The organism is Peribacillus frigoritolerans, from assembly GCF_001636405.1.
Classification (GTDB): Bacteria; Bacillota; Bacilli; order Bacillales; family DSM-1321; genus Peribacillus; species Peribacillus frigoritolerans.
The window spans coordinates 484,301-504,443 of the sequence record NZ_KV440950.1 but is presented as its reverse complement, the minus strand read 5'-3'; the positions used below and the strand labels follow the sequence as shown (position 1 = coordinate 504,443).

At 39.6% G+C, this 20,143-nt stretch carries 14 protein-coding genes; 7 read left to right on the top strand and 7 right to left on the bottom strand.

Going from position 1 to position 20,143, the window contains the following annotated elements; translation table 11 throughout:
- The first annotated feature begins 565 nt into the window (after positions 1 to 565).
- The 4 genes from tagD to A6755_RS02435 all read left to right on the top strand — a co-directional run bounded on the left by tagD (position 566) and on the right by A6755_RS02435 (position 4,660).
- Complete coding sequence (gene tagD, locus A6755_RS02450) at positions 566 to 964, top strand: glycerol-3-phosphate cytidylyltransferase (protein ID WP_034315711.1); 399 nt, start codon at positions 566 to 568, stop codon at positions 962 to 964.
- Positions 957 to 2,120, top strand: a complete 1,164-nt coding sequence (locus A6755_RS02445; RefSeq protein WP_063589691.1) for a CDP-glycerol glycerophosphotransferase family protein — start codon at positions 957 to 959, stop codon at positions 2,118 to 2,120. The genes tagD and A6755_RS02445 overlap by 8 nt, the downstream gene beginning before the upstream one ends.
- Positions 2,121 to 2,414: 294 nt before the next feature.
- Positions 2,415 to 3,455 carry a C40 family peptidase gene (locus A6755_RS02440; RefSeq protein WP_063589690.1) on the top strand — a complete coding sequence of 347 codons (1,041 nt, stop codon included), beginning with the start codon at positions 2,415 to 2,417 and terminating at the stop codon, positions 3,453 to 3,455.
- A gap of 278 nt (positions 3,456 to 3,733) precedes the next feature.
- A complete protein-coding gene (locus tag A6755_RS02435; RefSeq protein WP_063589689.1) occupies positions 3,734 to 4,660 on the top strand; it encodes an LCP family glycopolymer transferase in 927 nt (308 codons plus the stop codon).
- Between the two features lie 20 nt (positions 4,661 to 4,680).
- Here the strand turns inward: A6755_RS02435 and A6755_RS02430 are convergent, their stop codons facing one another.
- The 3 genes from A6755_RS02430 to secA form a co-directional block, all read right to left on the bottom strand.
- Entirely contained in the window at positions 4,681 to 6,468 is a 1,788-nt protein-coding gene (locus tag A6755_RS02430) for an LTA synthase family protein (protein ID WP_063589688.1), read from the bottom strand.
- 244 nt (positions 6,469 to 6,712) lie between these two features.
- Positions 6,713 to 7,174 carry an SLAP domain-containing protein gene (locus A6755_RS02425; protein ID WP_063589687.1) on the bottom strand — a complete coding sequence of 154 codons (462 nt, stop codon included), beginning with the start codon at positions 7,172 to 7,174 and terminating at the stop codon, positions 6,713 to 6,715.
- Positions 7,171 to 9,549, bottom strand: coding sequence for a preprotein translocase subunit SecA (secA, locus tag A6755_RS02420; protein ID WP_063589686.1), 2,379 nt, complete (start codon positions 9,547 to 9,549; stop codon positions 7,171 to 7,173). Before secA ends, A6755_RS02425 begins: the two co-directional genes overlap by 4 nt.
- Before the next feature lie 256 nt (positions 9,550 to 9,805).
- On the opposite strand from secA, the gene A6755_RS02415 reads away from it, so the two are divergent.
- Positions 9,806 to 11,233 (top strand): alkaline phosphatase, encoded by a 1,428-nt coding sequence (locus tag A6755_RS02415; protein ID WP_174878683.1) that lies wholly within the window; start codon positions 9,806 to 9,808, stop codon positions 11,231 to 11,233.
- 366 nt (positions 11,234 to 11,599) lie between these two features.
- Here the strand turns inward: A6755_RS02415 and A6755_RS02410 are convergent, their stop codons facing one another.
- From A6755_RS02410 to A6755_RS02400, 3 genes are all read right to left on the bottom strand, one after another.
- Complete coding sequence (locus A6755_RS02410) at positions 11,600 to 13,669, bottom strand: SpoIID/LytB domain-containing protein (protein WP_063589685.1); 2,070 nt, start codon at positions 13,667 to 13,669, stop codon at positions 11,600 to 11,602.
- Positions 13,670 to 13,989: 320 nt separating this feature from the next.
- Entirely contained in the window at positions 13,990 to 15,996 is a 2,007-nt protein-coding gene (locus A6755_RS02405) for a penicillin-binding transpeptidase domain-containing protein (RefSeq protein ID WP_084737291.1), read from the bottom strand.
- A gap of 150 nt (positions 15,997 to 16,146) precedes the next feature.
- Positions 16,147 to 17,583: a hypothetical protein gene (locus A6755_RS02400; protein WP_063589683.1), complete on the bottom strand. Its 1,437-nt coding sequence runs from the start codon at positions 17,581 to 17,583 to the stop codon at positions 16,147 to 16,149.
- 468 nt (positions 17,584 to 18,051) lie between these two features.
- Between A6755_RS02400 and A6755_RS26865 the strand changes: the two genes are divergently transcribed.
- Entirely contained in the window at positions 18,052 to 18,195 is a 144-nt protein-coding gene (locus tag A6755_RS26865; RefSeq protein WP_174878682.1) for a hypothetical protein, read from the top strand.
- 28 nt (positions 18,196 to 18,223) lie between these two features.
- Here A6755_RS26865 and A6755_RS02395 read toward each other — a convergent pair whose 3' ends face one another.
- Entirely contained in the window at positions 18,224 to 18,541 is a 318-nt protein-coding gene (locus A6755_RS02395) for a hypothetical protein (RefSeq protein ID WP_034315725.1), read from the bottom strand.
- Between the two features lie 547 nt (positions 18,542 to 19,088).
- Between A6755_RS02395 and A6755_RS02390 the strand changes: the two genes are divergently transcribed.
- Positions 19,089 to 19,982, top strand: a complete 894-nt coding sequence (locus A6755_RS02390; protein ID WP_034315727.1) for a helix-turn-helix domain-containing protein — start codon at positions 19,089 to 19,091, stop codon at positions 19,980 to 19,982.
- The last annotated feature ends 161 nt before the right edge of the window (positions 19,983 to 20,143 follow it).

The window sequence follows — 20,143 nt, the reverse complement described above, 5'->3', positions numbered from 1 at the left end:
ATATTTCCCCCTCATTAAATGGTTCCATAAAAGTTAAGCGATAGATTTATGGCCGATAGATACCCATCCTCTGTCCTTCACCTTCCACTTTTAGAAAACAGGATTTATGAAGCTCCTCTAGTTGTTCTCTCCTAAACGTGGTAAAATTGTGAGTGGCTTTTCTGATTGCAGCAAGAATGATGAAATCTTTTTTCATTCATTAATGTGAGGGGAATTATTTTTAAATACCATTAAGTATAAATCCTTACATTAATTATGGACACTTTATTATGCCCTTCAGAGTCATACAAATTAGTCAACATTTAATTTTAACTTAAAAAATAATATTTACAAGAATCATCAATGTAAAAAATTGTGGTTTATTTGTAAAAAAATTGTGGTTTATTTGTAAAGCTATTAAGTTATAATTAGTTAGAGAATGTCATTGCCTAAAAAATACAGGAAAACAACAAGCGGAATAAAAGAGCTGGTTGCCTGTTTTATTGTTCCATTTCATATTCTAATAGACCAAATATATATTAATTTGATTGAATAACAGTTCAAGAGTCTTAAAGGAGGAATAAAAATGAAAAAAGTAATCACTTACGGAACCTTTGATTTGCTTCATTGGGGTCATATCAATCTATTAAAACGTGCTAAAGATTTAGGGGATTATCTGATCGTTGCCATTTCTACGGATGAATTCAATGCTTTAAAAGATAAAAAAGCTTATCACAGCTTTGAAAACAGAAAAATGATCCTAGAATCAATTCGTTATGTGGATGAAGTCATACCTGAAGACAATTGGGAACAAAAGAAGGAAGACATCGTTCGCGAAGGTGTGGATATCTTTGTAATGGGTGATGACTGGAAAGGCCAATTCGATGAATTATCCGAAGTTTGTGAAGTGGTCTACCTTCCAAGGACAATCGGCATTTCGACTTCCCAAATTAAAGATGACCTTCTACAAGTTACTAATGGCTAAAGAATTCGCGATAGGGATTTATCTTTTTTGTTTCAAAGTTTTATTCTCTATCTTTAAACTTTTCCCTTTATATGACAAAACGACCTTTGTCACATCATTCGGGGACAATTGCCAATATATCGCAGATGAAATGGACAAGCAGGACATTTCCGTTCAAAAGGTATTTTTAATGAAATCAAGCAGTTCTATACAAGTTAAGGACGATGGGGAAACCATCGTCCTTCCGTTTGAATCAAAAAATATCAGTGCCATGTTCCGATCGATTTATCATCTGGCTACATCAAAATGGATTATCATCGATAATTATTTTGGCTTTCTTTCAGCCATTTCATTCAAAAAGCAAGTGACATGCGTGCAAGTGTGGCATGCGGCCGGTGCCGTAAAGCAATTCGGAGCAAAAGACCCTTCCATTAAAAACCGTTCAGCCGGTGCAAGGAAAAGATTTTTTGAGGTATATGGTAAGTTCGATTATGTTACGGCAGGTTCAGAGAGAATGGCCGAGATTTATCAAGAAAGTTTCCAACTGCCGGCATCCCATATCCTAAGGACCGGGATCCCTCGGACCGATTTCTTTTTTAATGATGAATCAAAAAGGACTGCCCGTAATGCTTTGCTGACCAAGTATCCAGAACTTGAGCATAAGAAAATCATGTTATATGCCCCTACATTTCGTAATGACGGCTTGAACAACGGAGAGATTGCTCTTGATTTGGAATTGCTCTACAAGGAACTTAAGGGCGAAAATTATGCGTTATTGCTAAAGCTGCATCCAGCTGTAAAAGCAGAGCATGATTTACAAGATAAATTCCCGGGATTCATTTACCCTGTCAATAGTGACTTTCACGTTAATCAACTGCTGATCAGTACGGATCTTTTAATAACCGATTACTCATCGATTCCATTTGAATTCTCTTTTTTGGGAAGACCCATGATATTCTTTGCATATGACTTAGAAAAGTATGTGCAGGAACGGGGATTCTGGGAGGATTACTCTTCTTCCATGCCCGGACCCGTGGTATCCACCACGGAAGAGCTCTTGAGGAAAATCCGTACCGCCGATCATTCATCAATGAAGATCGCTTCCTTTAACCAAAAATGGAATGAATACTCCACGGGAAATTCAAGCAGGAACTTAGTTAATTTCCTTTATAAATAAAACCACCCACTTCGTAAAACGAAGTGGGTTTTCTATTTTTCCATAACCACTGAGCGGGCATGCACGCCCTACAAAAAGGTACATTTTTTTCATAAAGTGACAAAGGGAAACACCACGCTCCGAAATGTGAAAAAAGACTCACAATATAGAAAATATTGTAGATTACAATACTCAAACGCCACCAATATAAACCAGTAAAATACTACTATTTTCCCCTTGTAACAAAAATGTAATATGTTTAAACCCATTTATTTTGTTAGAATAGGGAAAAAGACATATTCGAGGTGGAAAACCGTGAAAAAAAGTGTTGTCGCATTTTCGACATTAGCCATTTTATCTTCGACTTTTGTTTCTCCTGCCCTTGCCGGTACATATACAGTCAAAAGCGGTGATAACCTAAGTAAAATCGCCCAAAATCATAATACGACGGTAAAAGACTTAAAACAGCTTAATAACTTAAAATCAGACTTTTTGAGAATCAATCAAAAATTAATTACACCCAACTCCAAAACAACATCAAATGCTCCTTCAGTTTCCATGAAAACAACAAAGAAAACCACATATACCATTGTTTCAGGTGATACCTTAACCAGGATAGCAAACAAGCATAACCTTACACTTGCTGAATTGATGAAAATGAATAACTTAAAATCCGATAGAATTTATGCAGGCGCCAAACTTATCGTATCCAAATCAACCACCACCACTACCATTGATTTACCCGGCAGCTCCAAACCATCCAGTGGTACACAGACCCCAGCCAATTCGTCTACATACATTGTGGTAAAAGGTGATACTCTTTCCAAGATTTCCAGAAAAACAAACTTGACTGTAGCCCAGCTTAAATCGATCAACTCGCTAAAGTCCGATTTAATCAGAGTGGGGCAAAAACTGAAATTAAGTACCTCGGCAAGCACTGCCCCTGCAGATAAAAACGATGGTGGAAAAGTGGAAGCCCCAAGTTCAGGAAACAAAGTGGCCAAGCTCGTTTCCGAAGCAAAGAAATTGATTGGCACACCTTATTCGTGGGCGGGTTCCTCCCCATCAGGATTCGATTGCAGCGGTTTCATCTACTATACGTTCAAGAAGGCTGGGTATGATGTTCCAAGGCTTTCATCGTCCACCTATTATGATATGGGCAAAAAAGTTACTTCACCGAAAAGCGGCGATCTTATCTTCTTTGCAACGGGTTCCAATAAATCAGTCATAAGCCATATGGGAATATACTTGGGCGGCGGGGAATTCATTCATGCCTCATCAAGTAAGGGAGTAACGATCAGTACTACTTCAAACTCTTATTTCAAAAGTAAAATCATCGGTTATAGAAGTTTATAAGATTCACTTGCCAGACTTTCTCTTAAAGTCTGGCAAATTTTATGAAAAGATTCATAACTTCTTTAACTATGCTATACAATTTTGGAAAAAAATGAATGATGTGTAAACGAAGGAATTCAGAATCCTTCGTTTTTTTGAATGAAAAAAAGGTAAATATGCACTCTAACTACAAAAAGAAACTATTCTATTTTTGACAAAAAAAAGGTATAGTTAAAAATACCGACTAGGTACTTTTTCACACCTTCCATTTTGTGGGATGGTTAAGGGAGGAATATTAAATGAGATCCGAACATAAAAAAAAGAAAAAGAAACGCAAAACGTTTAAAATAATCGGCTTCACCCTTCTTATCCTTATCATTGGCGCAGGTGTTTATGGCGCTTCAGTATATCAATCATTAGCCGGTGCGATCAGCACTATGCAGGGCACAGCCCATAAAACGGATAAACGTGTAGAGGACATCAAGTTCAAAAGCCAAGATCCATTTTCATTACTAATTCTTGGTGTGGATGAAAGAAAAAATGACTCAGGTCGATCAGATACGATGATTGTCATGACCGTTAATCCTAAAAAAGAATCGATTGAATTATTGAGTTTACCGAGAGATACCCGTACAGAGATTGTCGGTAAAGGTATAAATGATAAAATGAACCATGCCTATGCATATGGCGGAGTGGCCATGTCGATAAATACAGTGGAATCCTATTTGGATATTCCTATTGACTATTACGTCAAAATGAATATGGAAGGCTTTCAGGATATCGTGAATGCCGTTGGCGGTGTCACGGTCGATAATGATATGGACCTTGCCTATAAAGGATATACCTTCAACAAAGGTACAATCGACTTAAATGGTAAAGAGGCCTTGATTTATTCCCGAATCCGTAAAGAAGATCCCCGCGGGGATTATGGACGGCAAATGCGGCAACGCCAAGTTATCCAAGCTGTCATGAAAAAAGGGGCAAGCCTATCAACACTTACCAATTATGACGATATATTCGAAGCTTTAGGTAAAAACGTGGAAACCAATTTAAGTTTCAATGAAATGTTGAGCATTCAAAATAACTACAAATCATCCCTCAAAAATATTGAACAATATACACTTGAAGGTGACAATCAACGGGTAGATGGCGTTTGGTACAACATCGTTCCAGAAGATACAAAGCTTGAAGCCCAAAATCGCATTAAAACACATTTGGGATTATAATGGAAGGAGGATGACTTTTATCAGTCATCCTCTTTTTTTACCTCCTTCTCAATTTTTTTAAAGTAATCGGAACGTATCACCTGATCACTCAGATCAATCTCCTTTTGATCTTCTGGTGAAAATCCTTCGACCTTGCCTTCCCCATTTATTTTCATTTGAGAACCATAATCCCCTTTTAATATCAAGGCATCACCCTCTTCGCCATCCAGCATGCTCTCTCCAAAGTATGAAGAACTCTTTATATTGAACAAATCATATAGAGTGGGCAGAATATCGATTTGGCCCGCCACCTTATCAATCGTTCTCCCTTCCATATCCTCCTGATAAATGATCACGGGAATGGGCATATATTTTTTAATCCACTCTTCATTGCTAATTTTACTACCATAATACGCTTCAACCTCGTGTTTATCTTTCAAGAATAGCCCATCATGATCTCCGTAAATGACAATTACGCTGTCTTTCAACTTCCCGTCATCCTTCAACTTCTTCACGAAATCCCCGATAGCTGAATCTGTATAATGAATGGCTTCGAAGTATTTAGTCAGGTAACTATTTTCTTTTCCAACTTCAGGCTTCATTGTTATCTGTTCCTTCGGCAGTGAAAAAGGTACATGGCTGGTCAAAGTAACGAAAAAAGCGTAATAGGGGTTTTGTTTATCTTTTAAGAAATCATAGCTTTGATTAAAGAAACTGCGGTCTCCCAAGCCCATCGAAATCATCTCATCCTGCTTCATATCCTCTATGGAAAGATAGTCATCAAAACCTAGCGAGGGATATGCATGCTGCCTATTCCAAAAGTCTTCTTCATCTCCGTGGAAAGCAAAACTTTGATAATCCGACGTCTTTAATTCCTTGGAAAGACCAGGAAAATCATTATAAGGGAACCGAAAAAAGGTCGCACCTTGCTTTAAAGGAAATAGTCCGGTATTCACGATAAGCTCTCCATCAGATGAATTTCCAAATACCGTCTGCGGATATACATGCGGGAAATACAATCCCCCTTTCGCCAGTCCATTCATGAATGGCGTGACCTCCTGCCCGGCACTGGTTTGAAAGAGCGGAAACGACTGTAAAGATTCCACCTGAATGATAATGAGATTCTTCCCCTCCAAGGATCCTGAATGGGCATTTTCCTTTCTTTTCTTTTTATTGAAGTAATCAGAAACGGCCTTCTTTTCTTCCGAAGACATTTCATCCCTTCCCGAGTCAGTAAAATAGGCATACGTATCCAATGCATGATGGCCGATAGGGCCCCAGGTTCGTAAGAAGGTATTTGCCTCATAACGCCGGGTTATATCTACTTTGTCGATAAAGATATTCTTGACTGGTTTTAATCCTGCTATCATCAGGAATATTACGGCCGGCACAAGTGCCATATGCTTGAGGGGGTATTTTTTCTTCACAAAAGATTCAGCAATTGGAATGCCTGCCAGAAGAAAGATTGCATCCTTGATTTCCATCATACTGAATATACTTTCACCTAGCCCATTCAGATTGCTTTTTTGCATCCACATATAGGATGTTATAGGTGTTGAATAATAACGATAAAACCAGATGTCCCCAAGGAAAAAGACCATGATCGAAAGAAGGAAAACTGAAAAAACGATGCCCTTTACGATTCCATTCGATATCCATTCCTTCAGATAAACAACAAAACCGGCAGCACCGATGATTATCGTAATTATTCCAATAGAAAGATCGTTACCCATCCTATCATTCGTATAAATGAAAAGTATGGACACGATTGAGAATGACAATAACTCAAATAGCCTCTCCTTCAAGCGTCGATTACGGTTATTCTTCATGTTCCTGCCACTTTCCTCTTCATTATTTCCAAGCCTTGGTTAGGCTAGATTGCGGAAGATTACTTATAAATATTACTTAGCGTTACCATTTATGAGAAATTGCACACAGAAAATGGCATAAATATTTGGTGCTACTGACCTCCCTTATAAACAAAAAACCTTCATCACTAAAAGGATGAGGGCTTTGCTTTGGCGCTCCGGCAAAAAAGCTGCCGATTGCCGCTAGACTCTTGCGGTTGTTTTTCTACTTTCTCTTCATTTCAAAAGCAATCTTCCAACCTTCATCAGGAATCGATTCCGCCAACATATCCCCTTCCTCGAACAAGAAACGCCATGGCATGCTTGAAAGTGCCGGTATCTCACCAAGCTCTGTGAGATCGAATGTCTTTTTCACAAGGAGTTTTCCATCTCCATCAACTAACAGTAAATCCACGATATCAAAACTGACGGCTTTATCTATTGAATTTCGCAGAAAAGCCACTATGATGACATCATCTTCCACCCTAGTCAGCTTGATGCCGGATATTGAAATTTGGTTCGGTTTTAATGCAGGCAGCCTTTGATGGTGGAATTTATATACATATTCCTCTTGCTTGGAAATATCCCACCCCTTGTGAAACATCAGGACAGTATGAACGGTGTCATTCTGATCTGCTAACTTAGGTACATCTGAAGCTGCATTATCCCTTTTTCCAAATAAACTCATCGTTCCTCCCCCTCCAAAGAAGCTGCATCTTGCTGATTGCTTTTCATATATTCCATAAAACGGATGCTTATCTCCGCCTCAATTTTACTTAATAGAAGGTTGAATTGACTGAGAGCTGCTTTTTCAAACAACGCATATGGGTCCTGCTGACCATATTCGCTTAAACCAATGCCTTCCTTCAAACTGTTCATTTCATCTAAATGGTTCATCCAATTTGTATCGATGTGCTGCAGCATGAAAGCGCGCAACTGGTTTCCCCATTCTGCATCGTCTTGAAAGATCACCAGTCTCGATTCCCATTCACCTAAAGCCTCCAACACCCTTCCTTCAATTTGGCCTTCTATATCCTTCAAATCACTTTCCTGCCAACCTAACGACAGCAAAACAAAGGTTAGCTCCTCAATTAAGGCAGAGGAGTCAGGCTCCGCTATATGTTCACGGTCATATTTCACTGTGAGCCGAGTAATGTATTTTACGATGTATTCAAGTAAAATGGCCGAAATCCGTTCAGGCTTCATATCAAGAATCCGATCTCTCATTGCATAGATGATTTTACTCTGCTCATTTAATGCATGTTCCAACTTCAATAAGTGATATCGGCTTGATTGATGCATCTGCTCTACCGTTTCCTGAACCATTTTAACGAATTTATCGGGTGCAGGGCCCAGCACCACCCCATTTTCATCCGTTTTGATTTTCTTGATATAACGTCCCATTTCTTCTTCATCATAGTAATGAAATAAATCATCTTCCAAAGAAATGATGAATTGTGTTGAACCAGGATCACCCTGCCGCCCGGAGCGTCCTCTTAACTGCATATCGATCCGACGGCTTTCGTGTCGCTCCGTCCCGATAATATGAAGGCCGCCCAATTCCTTGACATCATTCCCAAGTAATATATCCGTCCCTCTCCCAGCCATGTTCGTGGCCAGCATCACCTGTTTTTTTTGCCCGGCATTCGCAATGATCTCCGCTTCATCCTCTTCCGTCTTCGCATTAAGGATTTGATGTTTAATTTTCCGATTATCCAGTTGAACCGAAATTTTTTCAGATTGCTCAATGGAGGTCGTCCCGATCAGGATAGGTCTGCCTTCATCATGGATCCGTTTTACTTCCGTAACGATTTTGTTGATTTTGCTTGTTTCATCTTTATAAAGCAAATCAACCTCATCCACTCGAATAATTGGCTCATTAGTTGGAATTTCAATGACGGGGAGCTGATATATTTCCTGGAATTCAGACTTTGATGGTATGGCACTCCCTGTCATCCCAGACATTGAATGATATAATCGAAAATAATTTTGGACGGAAATCATAGCCTGTGTTTCATTCTCTTCGGAAATCTCCAATCCCTCTTTTGCCTCAATGGCTTGATGCAGCCCGTCACTGAAGCTTCGCCCTTCCATCACCCTGCCTGTGAATTTATCGATGATTGCAATCTTTCCATCGATGACAATGTAGTCCACATCCAATTTCATGATTGCCCGCGCTTTCAGCGCCTGTGTAACATTATGTAATAACTCTTGATGCTCCATTCCATACAGATTGTCGATGCCAAAGGCCTCTTCAATCTTGGAAGCACCTTGATCCGTGAAGAAGGCGGACCTTGACTCGACGGAAATCTCGTAATCATCCTTTTCTATAAATGTCTTCATGATTTGCGCCGTGATCTGGTAAAGCTCAGTCCCGTCGTTTGCCCTGCCCGCAATGATTAATGGTGTCCTCGCTTCATCAATCAAGATGCTGTCAACCTCATCGACAATGGCAAATCGGTGTCCTCTTTGAACCTTGTCTTCCCTTCGATAAACCAGATTATCACGCAAATAATCAAAACCGAACTCTGTTGCCGTCCCATACGTGATATCTGCCGCATATGCTTCACGTTTCGCGGAAGGTCCCATTTGGGAAATGTTCAAACCGACCGTCAATCCTAGAAATTCAAGAATTTGTCCCATTGACTCTTTATCACGTTTGGCCAAATATTCATTGGCCGTTATTATATGGACACCGTTACCGAACAGTGCATGTAAATAGCTAGGCAATGTAGAGACAAGCGTCTTTCCCTCGCCCGTATTCATTTGGGCAATGCCCCCTTCACTCAGGACAAAACCGCCTGCAAGCTGAACATCATGGTGCCTAAGATTCAATACTCGCTTGGAAGCCTCCCTCACGACCGCAAAAGCTTCGGCTTGTATATCCAAAATATTATCACCAGCATCCAAAATGCTTTTAAATCTATTCTTCATTTCGCTTAATTCCAGATCTGAATATTTTTCATATTTACCCTCTAGCCGATTCACTTCTTCTACCAACTTATAAATTCTCTTCAAGTCTTTAGAACCTTCTTTGAAGAACTTTTTCATACTGGATAGCATGGGGTTTTCTCTCCTATTAATTCAATTGACCTTTAGTGAAATTATATCAGTTATGTATTTACTGTTTATAAATTTCCGCCTTCATATTGTAATTATATAGAAATTCTTTATTTTTTTGAAAGACAAATTATACAAAAACCGACTCGATGCCGCTAACCATGCTAAAAAGACTAGCTCCATCCTTAATATCAGGGAGGAGTTTTTTTATCGATTTAAACAAATAATAGGAAGACTTTCACCCAATGGAGGATTTCAGATGAATAAGACATCCAGATATAAACTCGTACAGCCGCCACACCGCTTTGGATTATTCGTTCTTATAATTTTCTTTATTAGCATGAGCCCCCCTATTCAAGCAGAAACAAGAACCCCCCCCAAGAATGTCATATTGCTGATTGGCGACGGCATGGGGCTAGGGGCAATAGAAATTGCCCGGCAATTGGAATATGGAAAGACAGGTGTACTACATTTGGAAAAACTGGAGCATGTCGCCCTGATGCGCACCTATTCCGCCAATAATTACGTCACTGACTCGGCGGCAGGAGGGTCGGCGATTGCCACTGGTATAAAAACCAACAATGAATCAATCGGTGTCGATGCCAATGGTTCCGAGGTGGATAGTGTATTGGATGCCTTTCAGAACAATGGCAAAAAAGTCGGGATCATCTCAACCAATATGGTAGTCGATGCCACACCCGCTGCCTTTGGTGCAAGTGTGCCTAACCGCTGGACAGGTGGCGCAAATATCGCGAGGCAGCTCTTTGATAACAGGATTGACGTCATTCTCGGCGGTGGTGCCAGCTATTTCGAGGCGGATAAGCAGAATGGCGAGGATTTAATTGCCAAATTTAAACAAGCTGGCTATGGGATTACGACGACTAAAGAAGAACTTAGTTCCATTAATAATCCGGCAAAACTTTTAGGATTATTTCACCCTACCTATATGAATTTCAAACTGGATAAAGAAGTATTACATTCCCAAGAGCCATCCCTCCCCGAAATGACATCCAAAGCATTGGATATTTTATCCCGGGGTGATAAGGGATTCTTCTTGATGGCCGAAGGTGCGCGTATTGACCATATGGAGCATGCAGCCGACATCACTGGAATATGGAAAGAAACAATCGAATTTGACCAAACCGTAAAAGAGGTTGTAGATTGGGCAAAAAATCGAAATGATACGTTGATCGTTGTACTTGCAGACCACGAAACAATGGGGACCTCCGCTTCTGAAACAATGGATATCACGGCATTGAAAAAAATCAGGGTTTCATCTGAATATATGTCCAAACAGCTTACATTCGATAAAAATAATGAAATCAAACCAGAAAGTGTCGTTTCCACATTCAAGAAGTATGCACATATATCCCTTACGGATCAAGAAGTCGATCAATTCATCGATAACGTAAAAAAGAATAAAACGCTTGTCTATCCAAAGCATCAAATCGATTGGGAAATCGGTAGCACCATCGCCAGGCACCATAAGGCGGGCGTAGCTGATCGAAGCATACGGGCGGCCAGTTCCACAGGAGGACACACAGCCAATATGATTCCCGTTTTCGCCTCCGGTCCAGGCAGTGAAGCCTTTGATGGAGTCATTGAAAATACCGATATCTCAAAAATCATCACAAAAGCCGCCGGTGTTCCGTTCACACCCGGTCAGCATAAAACAAAGGAGGAGTGAATGCATTCATTCCTCTTTTAAGATTCTCATTTTCATTTTGATTAACGTCCGTTAACTCAAGTTATGGCGAAGTTTGCGGGCATTACTCACGAGTTTAATGCATTTACTCGTGAGTTTCCGCCTTTTACTCGTGAATTTGGTGCGTATACTCGTGAATCCGTGCTTTATTCGTGAGTTCGGGCCTTTTACTCGTGAATTTAGTCCATTTACTCGTGAGTTTCCGCCTTTTACTCGTGAATTTGGTGCATTTACTCGTAAATCTGTGCTTTACTCGTGAATTTAGTCCATTTACTCGTGATGATGAAGAGTCATGATGCCATAATAAAGTAGAGCAAAAAAAGACGCCATGATTGACGTCCTGCTCACTCATTTTTTTATATGTTTTTTTAATACATACCCAATTTGGCTTCCCTTTTTCACTTTGTACCACTCATCTTGTTGAGCCAGGATCGTTACAGATTGGTCCCTGTATAGATTCCCAACCGTTTCAGAAGATGCATTTCTATTTTCTTTAATATATAATTCGCTTGCTGTCACTATTCCCGTCGTCTTCCTAATCGAGATTTTCGTTGAAATGGTTTTCTGATTGTCACTCTTATCCTTAGCTGAGATTGTCACCGTAAATATGCCGCTGGACATATTTTTGAAATCCCATGTTGCTGATTGCCTGCCTTTACTGAACGGCCTTTCAGAAAGGATACCGACAACCTTCCCTTTACTGTTCTTGATTTCCACTGTTACATTAGCGTTTTCATTAATTATATATGTTATGTTCGCTTTTTCGGTACTATAGTCCCCCGATTTTTTGACATCGGTGATTTTCGGTGCCGACGTATCTTTACTGATCTTAATCGGCATTGTTGCCAAACCTTCATTCCCGTTGCGGTCCATTGTAGATATTTCTGCTTTATATGTACCGTTACTCACCGCTTTTGTGTTCCAGATTGCTGAATGGGTACCCTTTTTCATTGTTTGGTCACGGACTGGGGTAGCTATAGATTTCCCTTTACCATCTTTAATCGTAAGTGTAACCACAGTATCTTCTTTTAGGGAGTATGTGATTCCAACCTCATCATTGACATGATCCGTTTTCGCTTTCATGCTTACTGAATTCGGTTCTGACTTGGCGACAAGATCCGTTTTAAATCCCGCGCCTGGTCCATATTCCCTTTCTATAGTTGTGTCAGGATAATAAAATCCCAAAATATCTAGATAGGATTGTCCTGCTTCCGCTCTGTTTTTCGCCCCAAACTGACTTAGCCCGACACCATGCCCATATCCTGATCCTTTAATAGAAATTTTGGAGTGATCGGAGGATGAATGGTCAACCAGATAGCTTTTCATCACCTCTTGCCCCACCATGCTCCTGATTTTGGAAGCTGATACATTAGTAAGCTTAACCGTTTGCGGCAAAAGCTTTCCCCGGTCATCAACGAGGTCCCTTACATAGAAATTCAATTGGATGGAGCCTTTCGTTACACGGCCTCCCGTTTTCTCATTTGAAAATGTTAACAAGGGAATCTCCGTTATTTTAATATCTTTCTGCGCATATCCATTATTCTTCAGCCAAGCCTTAAGCTTCGGCACAACCGTTTTATCTTTTTCCTCTACACTTGTCCACCATTCTTCCGGTTTAGCTAAGTCCATTTTTGAAAGGTCGATTTGCTGCTTGTCCAGCGTTATCTCCCAACTGGTTTTCGGATCATAGAAATCTTCTTTTATAGATAAATATGCAAGGGGGTTGCCACTTGACCAAACATTTGAATTCGATTCGGTCATTCCTCCATTGCTTGAGGAAAAGAACGCTTCGATTATTTCGCCATCATGCTTGATTATCATGCCCTTCGTCTGCTCAATGGCAGAATTAGTTCGATAGTGACCGGCAGCCCCGCCATATACTTGGTAAGAAACCGTATCATCAATTATTGTGGATTGATGGCGAAGTGCATAGGTCCGGGCAGCAATCGCCTGTGCTTTTAAGGCTTCGGAGTGCCATAGTGCAGGCATCTCCAGCGGGACGACGCCCTTTAGGTAATCTTCCATATAAACAGTATTGATCGGCCGGATGTAACCGTCCTCCGCTGTAAATGAAAATGAGCCTTGATACGGACGGCCGTTTATGGATAATGAAGAATCAGGTTTAACTGGTATTACCTTAAAAGAAGCATAAGATCCCTTTTTCTTAGTTCCTTTGTATACGGCAAGTTTAGCCGACTCCACTTTCAAAGTCAGATTTTCCCCCGCCTTTATGAATAACTCTCCCCTTGATGTACGGTAGTCCCCGGTTGCCGTTATTTCGGCACTGGTTCTATTGCCCAAATAATTCTTCAGTTTCACTTCCATCGTTGAATTTTTTTCTGCTGCCGTCGCTTCATGAGAAGGAAATGCAAAAAAAGTGATAAAGAAAGCGATAAACAAATACTTTAATCTTTTCATTCCTTTTCATCCTCATTCCCATTCTATTCATCTTTCAAGGATTTTTGAATTAATCCCATTCAATCCATCGGCATGTGGTAACATAACGGCCTGGATGATGTCACTCTGTAAACATCATGATTTCAGGACGTCCCGAGTATACTAGCAAGTTATTGAACTCCCTTTTTACATTCTGTATGCACGACCCATTCTCCTTCAAATCCAGCTTCATTGCCGCCATAAATTAGAACACAACCAAAATAAAGCAGGACATGGAAGAAGCCAATGTCCTGCTTTTTAATGTTAAATGCTTGCCCAGTTCAGATGGGTGACTTTTTTCTTTACTTTAAGTACTTCTTCAACACCGGTTTCATTTGGTCGACAACGACATGGCTGCCGCCTCGTCCTTTTACATCTTCCATCATCCATGCCATGAGAAGTTCCGGGTCTTCTGTGTCCATGGCAACAAACCAGCCGTTTTCTGTTCCGTCCGCGTTTTTGGATGCCTTGATTTCAGCAGTTCCCGTTTTGGCAGCGATTTTGATGCCAAGATCAGCTATTCCATGTCCGCTTCCCTTAGGATGCTCCACTACTTGTGTCAACATCTTGGTGACCTGATTCGCTTGGTCTGCTGATATCGCATTTTCTTTCCATATTTTCTTTTCTATTTTATCTCCAGTTATTAAGAAAGGTGCAGGAATGTTTCCTTCATTCAAGAAGGCTGAATAAGTCATGGCGAGGTGGAGCGTGCTCATTTGAACTTGCGCTTGACCATATCCGGCATCTGCCAATCTTCCCTCACTGTCGATCTTGCCAATGCTCGATGCTTTGATCGGATAATCATAATTCAAAGACTCATCAAATCCGAAAGCCTTGAGTCCATTCGTGAATTTTTCCTTTCCAAGCCCGAGAGCTTTTTGGGCAAAGTAAATGTTGTCTGAATAAATTAATGCCTTTTCCATATCGATTGGAACTCCAGGGTCCGAAACCCTTGTAATGGAATGATCTTTCCATGTCGATTTGGCCCACGTTTTCCCTTGGATATTGATCGACTCTTTCGGATCCACACCATTTTTCAAGGCGATCGCCGCAGTGAGGGCCTTAATGGTTGAACCAGGTGCAAACGTCGAACTGAAGCGGTTCAGAAGTGGTTTTTTCGGGTCTTCTTCAAGCGCTTTTTGTTCTGCTTTCGTTATTCCGAAAATATATTTATTAGGATCGAATGACGGACTTGAAACAAGTGCAAGCGTTTCGCCTGTCTTCGGATCAATTGCCGATGCCGATCCAGTTTCGTTCTTATATTGCTTGAAGATATCCTTTTGAAGCTCGGCGTCGATGGTCAATGTAATTGTTTCTCCCTCTTCAGCAGGCTTTTCAGCAATCACCTTTTCTTCGCCATCTTCGGTTTTAATGAAGATTTTACCGCCAGGTTTGCCTTTAAGCCGCGCTTCCAACACTTCCTCAAGACCTCGCTTGCCAATAACATCACTTGCGGTATATCCTTTTCCTTTCAATTTCTCCAGGTCCTCGGCCGATGCCTCACCGACATATCCGATTAGATGGGCAGTGGCCTCTTTATACGGATATATGCGCTCTTCCGTATTATTGACAGATACCCCGGCAATGCTCAATAGCTTTTCCAAAGTTGCACTATTATCATTTGACATTTTCTTGATGGGCACGAAATAACTTGGCTTTACCCATGTTTGTTTTAATTTCTGATTCACTTCGTCAGTGGACATGTTGAGGATTCCAGCGACCTTTTTAACTGTTTCGGATTCGTTGGCCATTTTCTCTGGCACGATTCCCACTTCTGCCACCGTTCCATTCATGGCGAGGCCGCGTTCATTTCGATCGACAATTTCCCCGCGAATGGCTGGATACGATTCAACCGATACCTTCTCACCAGCTTCCAATTGAGGGAATATGTAGCTCTCATCCCACTCGATGTACCAATTTTCTTCCTCGCCTTCCCCTTCCTTGACAAGTGTCGCTTTATGGTCAGAGCTGACTGCGCCCGCCATAGTGGACATATCTACGGTATATGCAAGGCTTACCTTTTCTCCATCTTTATGATCTTTTTCTTCTTTTGGCTGTTTATAGTCCACCTTTAATTGGTCGGCTTCAATGCCCGTATAGATTTTTTCATAACGCTTCTCAAATTCATCCGCACTGATTTCTTTCCTTGTCTCAGGTGACAGATACTCGTACATCTTCGCAAAGTCTTGTTTATTCCAAAGCTTCGTGTATGCCGCAAAGCGCTCTTCCGGACTTGGCTTATCCGAGCAACCGGCCAGGAACAATACGCTCATCAACAATAAGCTGGAAACTAAAGCTAGTTTCTTCATGATTTCCTCCTAATGAATAGTTAGATTGATATACCTATAGTTTAGCAAAATATTAGGGGAATGGGGGATTTCGTATGCCAAATTTCTTCATTTTTCTAATTTAACCATGTTTTTTCTAAAACAAAAGTCCTGTACATCGTGTACAGGACTTTAAAGCATTCTTTTTTTTCGGCTTTTTTTCTCTTGCAGCCATTTTTTCAGGAAGAAAAACCCCAGGATGCCCGAAATGAGAAGACCGCTTGTCGTTACAATGACAGCTACCCATTCGTATAAGGTGTAATCCATATACGCTTTCCATGGTAATTTCCCTTTCCAATCTTCAATGTATAGATTCATTCCGAATATACCGGAGACCACCGTATAAATCGTTAGTATTTGCAAAAGATAATTACTGCTTTTCCCAGACAGTTTATCCTGATTTTGATAAAGGTAGGAAAGTGTTTCCTTCACTTCTCTGTAGAGAGGGGCAATCCTGAAGGTTTCATCCGTTTTTTTGAAAAGCTCTTTACCGATTGCCGTACTATTCACTTCAGTGAATAAGTACTTTGCAGAAAACTGAGTGATCATGAAAATCAACTGTTCTGTATCCGATTGATCTTTTTCCACATCAATCTGGGAATGTTCATGAGCCAATTTAAGCAGTACGATCTTATAATAGAAGAAAAGCAACAATGTATAAAAATGCTGGCCGTACATTTCGCTTGCCAGTTCCTGTTCCAGTTTACCTGTCGCTTTCGTGACACACGCGAAATGATACATGCTAGTTACATAATAGGTTTCCTTGCCCCACCTGTCATATACCCTTTCTTGATAATACTTTTCTATATAATCAGGGTTTAATGCGCCTATATATGGCTCACCATCATTGTCATACCCGTTCAGCTCACTGATCCGGAATAAATCATTTTTAGAAATATCACGATTCTCAGGGAATGCCGTATAACTGATCACATACATTCTTTCATCGATGAAAAAGGGCAAACTCCCAAAATAGGTCGGATCCGCTTGTTCTTCATCCATATATTCCTCAATAGGCGGCAACAGTTCATTGAAGATGAAATCCTTCACCTGTTCATACTGATTTTCACGGCAGCCAACTTTCGTTTTTTCTTCATCATCAGCAATCGGTTCGAGGATTCTAAATGTATCGCCAAAATAGAGCACATCATTATGTGAAAGCCCTTCAGGTAAAGTAACACGTAGATTCATCATCCCAATATGAAATGGGCATATGAAAATATCTATAGAGTTAATAATAAATGGGGTATTTAGATAGGGTGATTCGAAGGTACAATCAATATCCAGTTTTTTCGTGAAACGCCGCAAGCCTTCCTTCTGTTTTGCATGACCCGGAAATAAAATCGGCTCGATGTATGGCATGAAATACTTTTCCAATTTACGGTGCGAAACTTTATGGCCGCCGTAAAATTGATTTTGTTGTTCCATATCTTTCAAGTTCAAAAAAACGAAATTGTTCTCAAGCAATTTTCCCACAAACTTTTCAATCATTTTTCCTTCAAGCGTAAATGGAAAAATGAACTGCTGGAAAGTTCGCTTCGTGGGATCATTCTTCACTTTCACATCCATAAAGTATATTCCTCCGATTAAACTGCTATAAACACAGGTTTAATTCATCTTGTTTCTTATATTTACCCATGTATATACAAACAAAACGAAACATAATATAGAAATAAAGTGGACAAATTATCCAAAAAAACAAAAAGATCCCCCAAGCAAGTGCTCGGGGGCCATCGAAAAGAGTTCTTCAACCCTCTTCACTTTAGGGTACTAGAAACTGATGTTTCTAATGAAAAATCCGATATTCGGACCATTTTAGCATTTTTTTAAAGTATGATAAAACTCGAAATTCTCCCATATTTAGGCTTTACCACTTATTATCATCTAATTAATCCTTATATGCAGGGATTGACAGATGAAAATATAACTATAGGAATAATTTGTGATCTATTGGCTCATTATTCTTATCCCTTTATGAGGAAATCACGTTTTAATTAAAAAAAAATGGGTAAATAAAAAATACAAAGGAGAGACATCATGAAATCCGATAGAAATAAACAACACTTTAAATTTTTTGAAAGAGCAAATAACGCTAAACCAAGTGAAAGGAAACAATTGAGCGATTTCATCAAAAAGAAAATGAATGCTCAAAACACTCATTTAAATGGTAAAAACTCATGACATGTGGGATGTCATGAGTTTTTATCGTTTAAAATGCGATTTCATTTCCCTGAAGGTTATGCTTCACACATTTTTTGATACCGATTACATTCAAAAAATGTTTAATTTTCTTCATTGAGGTTGCCTGATATTCATCCGCAATGGAAAACTCTTTAATATAGGCGATTTTTTCTTGTACATCTGTATCTATATGATCTTGGCTGTATTCTTTTTCATCTGATTTTTGGCATGTGTACACCACAGCTTCACCAATATTCCTTGTTGCCTTATCAAAATAAAAAGAAAACACAATGGCACATTCATCATCATAAAAAGAGGGTTGAACTTTCATATTAATATCAATCATTAACCTTACACCTCTCTCCGTTTTGTTATTTACACTATAACAAAATCACTAAAAGGAAATAGGCGTTACAAACTACCCTCACGTTTCTTCCACGCCTACCAAATGGACCTTACACTCCCCATTCATAGATAATTATAACTACAGGAATATGCGCAAAAGAATAATCAATCAAAAATGATAATAAAAAAACATCTTCAATTGAAGATGCTTGAATCAGTAATAGTAAGCTTCATTTACTTATTTATATAAACCTGGAAGTTCTGCGTAAAGGCCTGGTAATTCGCTTGGGACAATAACAAAAGCAGCGATGATAAGAAAAGATACGACTAATGCTTTAGTACTTTTTTTCATAGGTCATTCCTCCTTTTCTTTTAAAAAAATATTGGTTAAAATAGAAATAATTTCTATAGTTATATTTAACCACACTTCTTTAAACCATATATTTCGACTAAAGAATCTATTTAAACCGTTCAGGACCTGTACATACCGCTTTCACCGATTTTTCATAACAAAATATAACTCTAGGCATATTTTAAGGAGAATCAAAATGGATTTTTTTGCAGTTGGACAAAAGATCAAAGAGCTACGTAAACAAATCGGGCTTTCCCAGGAAGAGTTGGCAACCGGTATTTGTACACAAGCACAGATCAGTAAGATTGAAAAGGGCGATGTCTATCCATATGCATCCACTCTCTATTTAATTTCCCAACGTTTAGGCGTTGATGTAAACTATTTTTTCGATATTGGAATGACCCCTAGGCTGGATTACGTGGAAGAAGTGATTTATCAATTAAAAATAGCCAGAAGAACCCGAAATTATGAGGAAATGCAGCAAATTGTAAAGGCCGAGGAAAACAGTCCCCTCTTTCTTCAGAATAAAAAGAATCATCAATTGATTCTTTGGCACAAGGGAATATACGAATATGAAAAAAATAAAGATTTAGATAAAGCCATCGATTTCATTAATCAGGCCATAGCCATTACCCATACGACAGACAAAATTTATTCGGAACGGGAGCTTGAAATCTTAAGCAGCCTTGGTGTAATGTATGTTGCCGAAGAACAGTACGAAAATGCATTCGCCTTGTTACGGAAAGCTTTAGATCACTTGAAAGCCCTGCCCTTTTTGACGGATAAAACGCTTAAGACACGTCTATCCTATAATTTCGGCAGAGTGTTAACACGCCTGGTCCGATACGAAGAGTCCATTGCCTGCTGCCAAGATGCCATAAAGTGGTGCCTCGAACATGACCAATTATATGCTTTAGCGGATTTACATTACCATTTAGGGTATAATTTTGAACTCGTAGGTAACTTTGAAGAGGCAAAAGAGTACTTGGAAAAGTCAGCTTTTCTATTCGATTTACAAAAAAATCATACCTTTGTTACATTCATCAACAAAAAGTTGGACAGTTGGAAGAATGAAATGAAAATTAACTAATTTCATATTTTAGAGCCATTCCCGCGGGAATGGCTCTTCCCATTAACCAAGAATATGTATAATCTCACACTCATCATTTTCAAAACCTCTATTCTACATTTTAAATTCCAAGCCAAAATGAAGTATAATAAAGAGATGCTTCAAAAAACGCACATTTAAAA

Coding starts and splice junctions, on each gene's coding strand:
- tagD (WP_034315711.1), top strand. CDS start 566: ATGAAAAAAGTAATCACTTACGGAACCTTTGATTTGCTTCATTGGGGT.
- A6755_RS02445 (WP_063589691.1), top strand. CDS start 957: ATGGCTAAAGAATTCGCGATAGGGATTTATCTTTTTTGTTTCAAAGTT.
- A6755_RS02435 (WP_063589689.1), top strand. CDS start 3,734: ATGAGATCCGAACATAAAAAAAAGAAAAAGAAACGCAAAACGTTTAAA.
- A6755_RS02430 (WP_063589688.1), bottom strand. CDS start 6,468: ATGAAGAATAACCGTAATCGACGCTTGAAGGAGAGGCTATTTGAGTTA.
- A6755_RS02425 (WP_063589687.1), bottom strand. CDS start 7,174: ATGAGTTTATTTGGAAAAAGGGATAATGCAGCTTCAGATGTACCTAAG.
- secA (WP_063589686.1), bottom strand. CDS start 9,549: ATGCTATCCAGTATGAAAAAGTTCTTCAAAGAAGGTTCTAAAGACTTG.
- A6755_RS02415 (WP_174878683.1), top strand. CDS start 9,806: ATGAATAAGACATCCAGATATAAACTCGTACAGCCGCCACACCGCTTT.
- A6755_RS02410 (WP_063589685.1), bottom strand. CDS start 13,669: ATGAAAAGATTAAAGTATTTGTTTATCGCTTTCTTTATCACTTTTTTT.
- A6755_RS02405 (WP_084737291.1), bottom strand. CDS start 15,996: ATGAAGAAACTAGCTTTAGTTTCCAGCTTATTGTTGATGAGCGTATTG.
- A6755_RS02400 (WP_063589683.1), bottom strand. CDS start 17,583: ATGGATGTGAAAGTGAAGAATGATCCCACGAAGCGAACTTTCCAGCAG.
- A6755_RS26865 (WP_174878682.1), top strand. CDS start 18,052: ATGAAATCCGATAGAAATAAACAACACTTTAAATTTTTTGAAAGAGCA.
- A6755_RS02395 (WP_034315725.1), bottom strand. CDS start 18,541: ATGATTGATATTAATATGAAAGTTCAACCCTCTTTTTATGATGATGAA.
- A6755_RS02390 (WP_034315727.1), top strand. CDS start 19,089: ATGGATTTTTTTGCAGTTGGACAAAAGATCAAAGAGCTACGTAAACAA.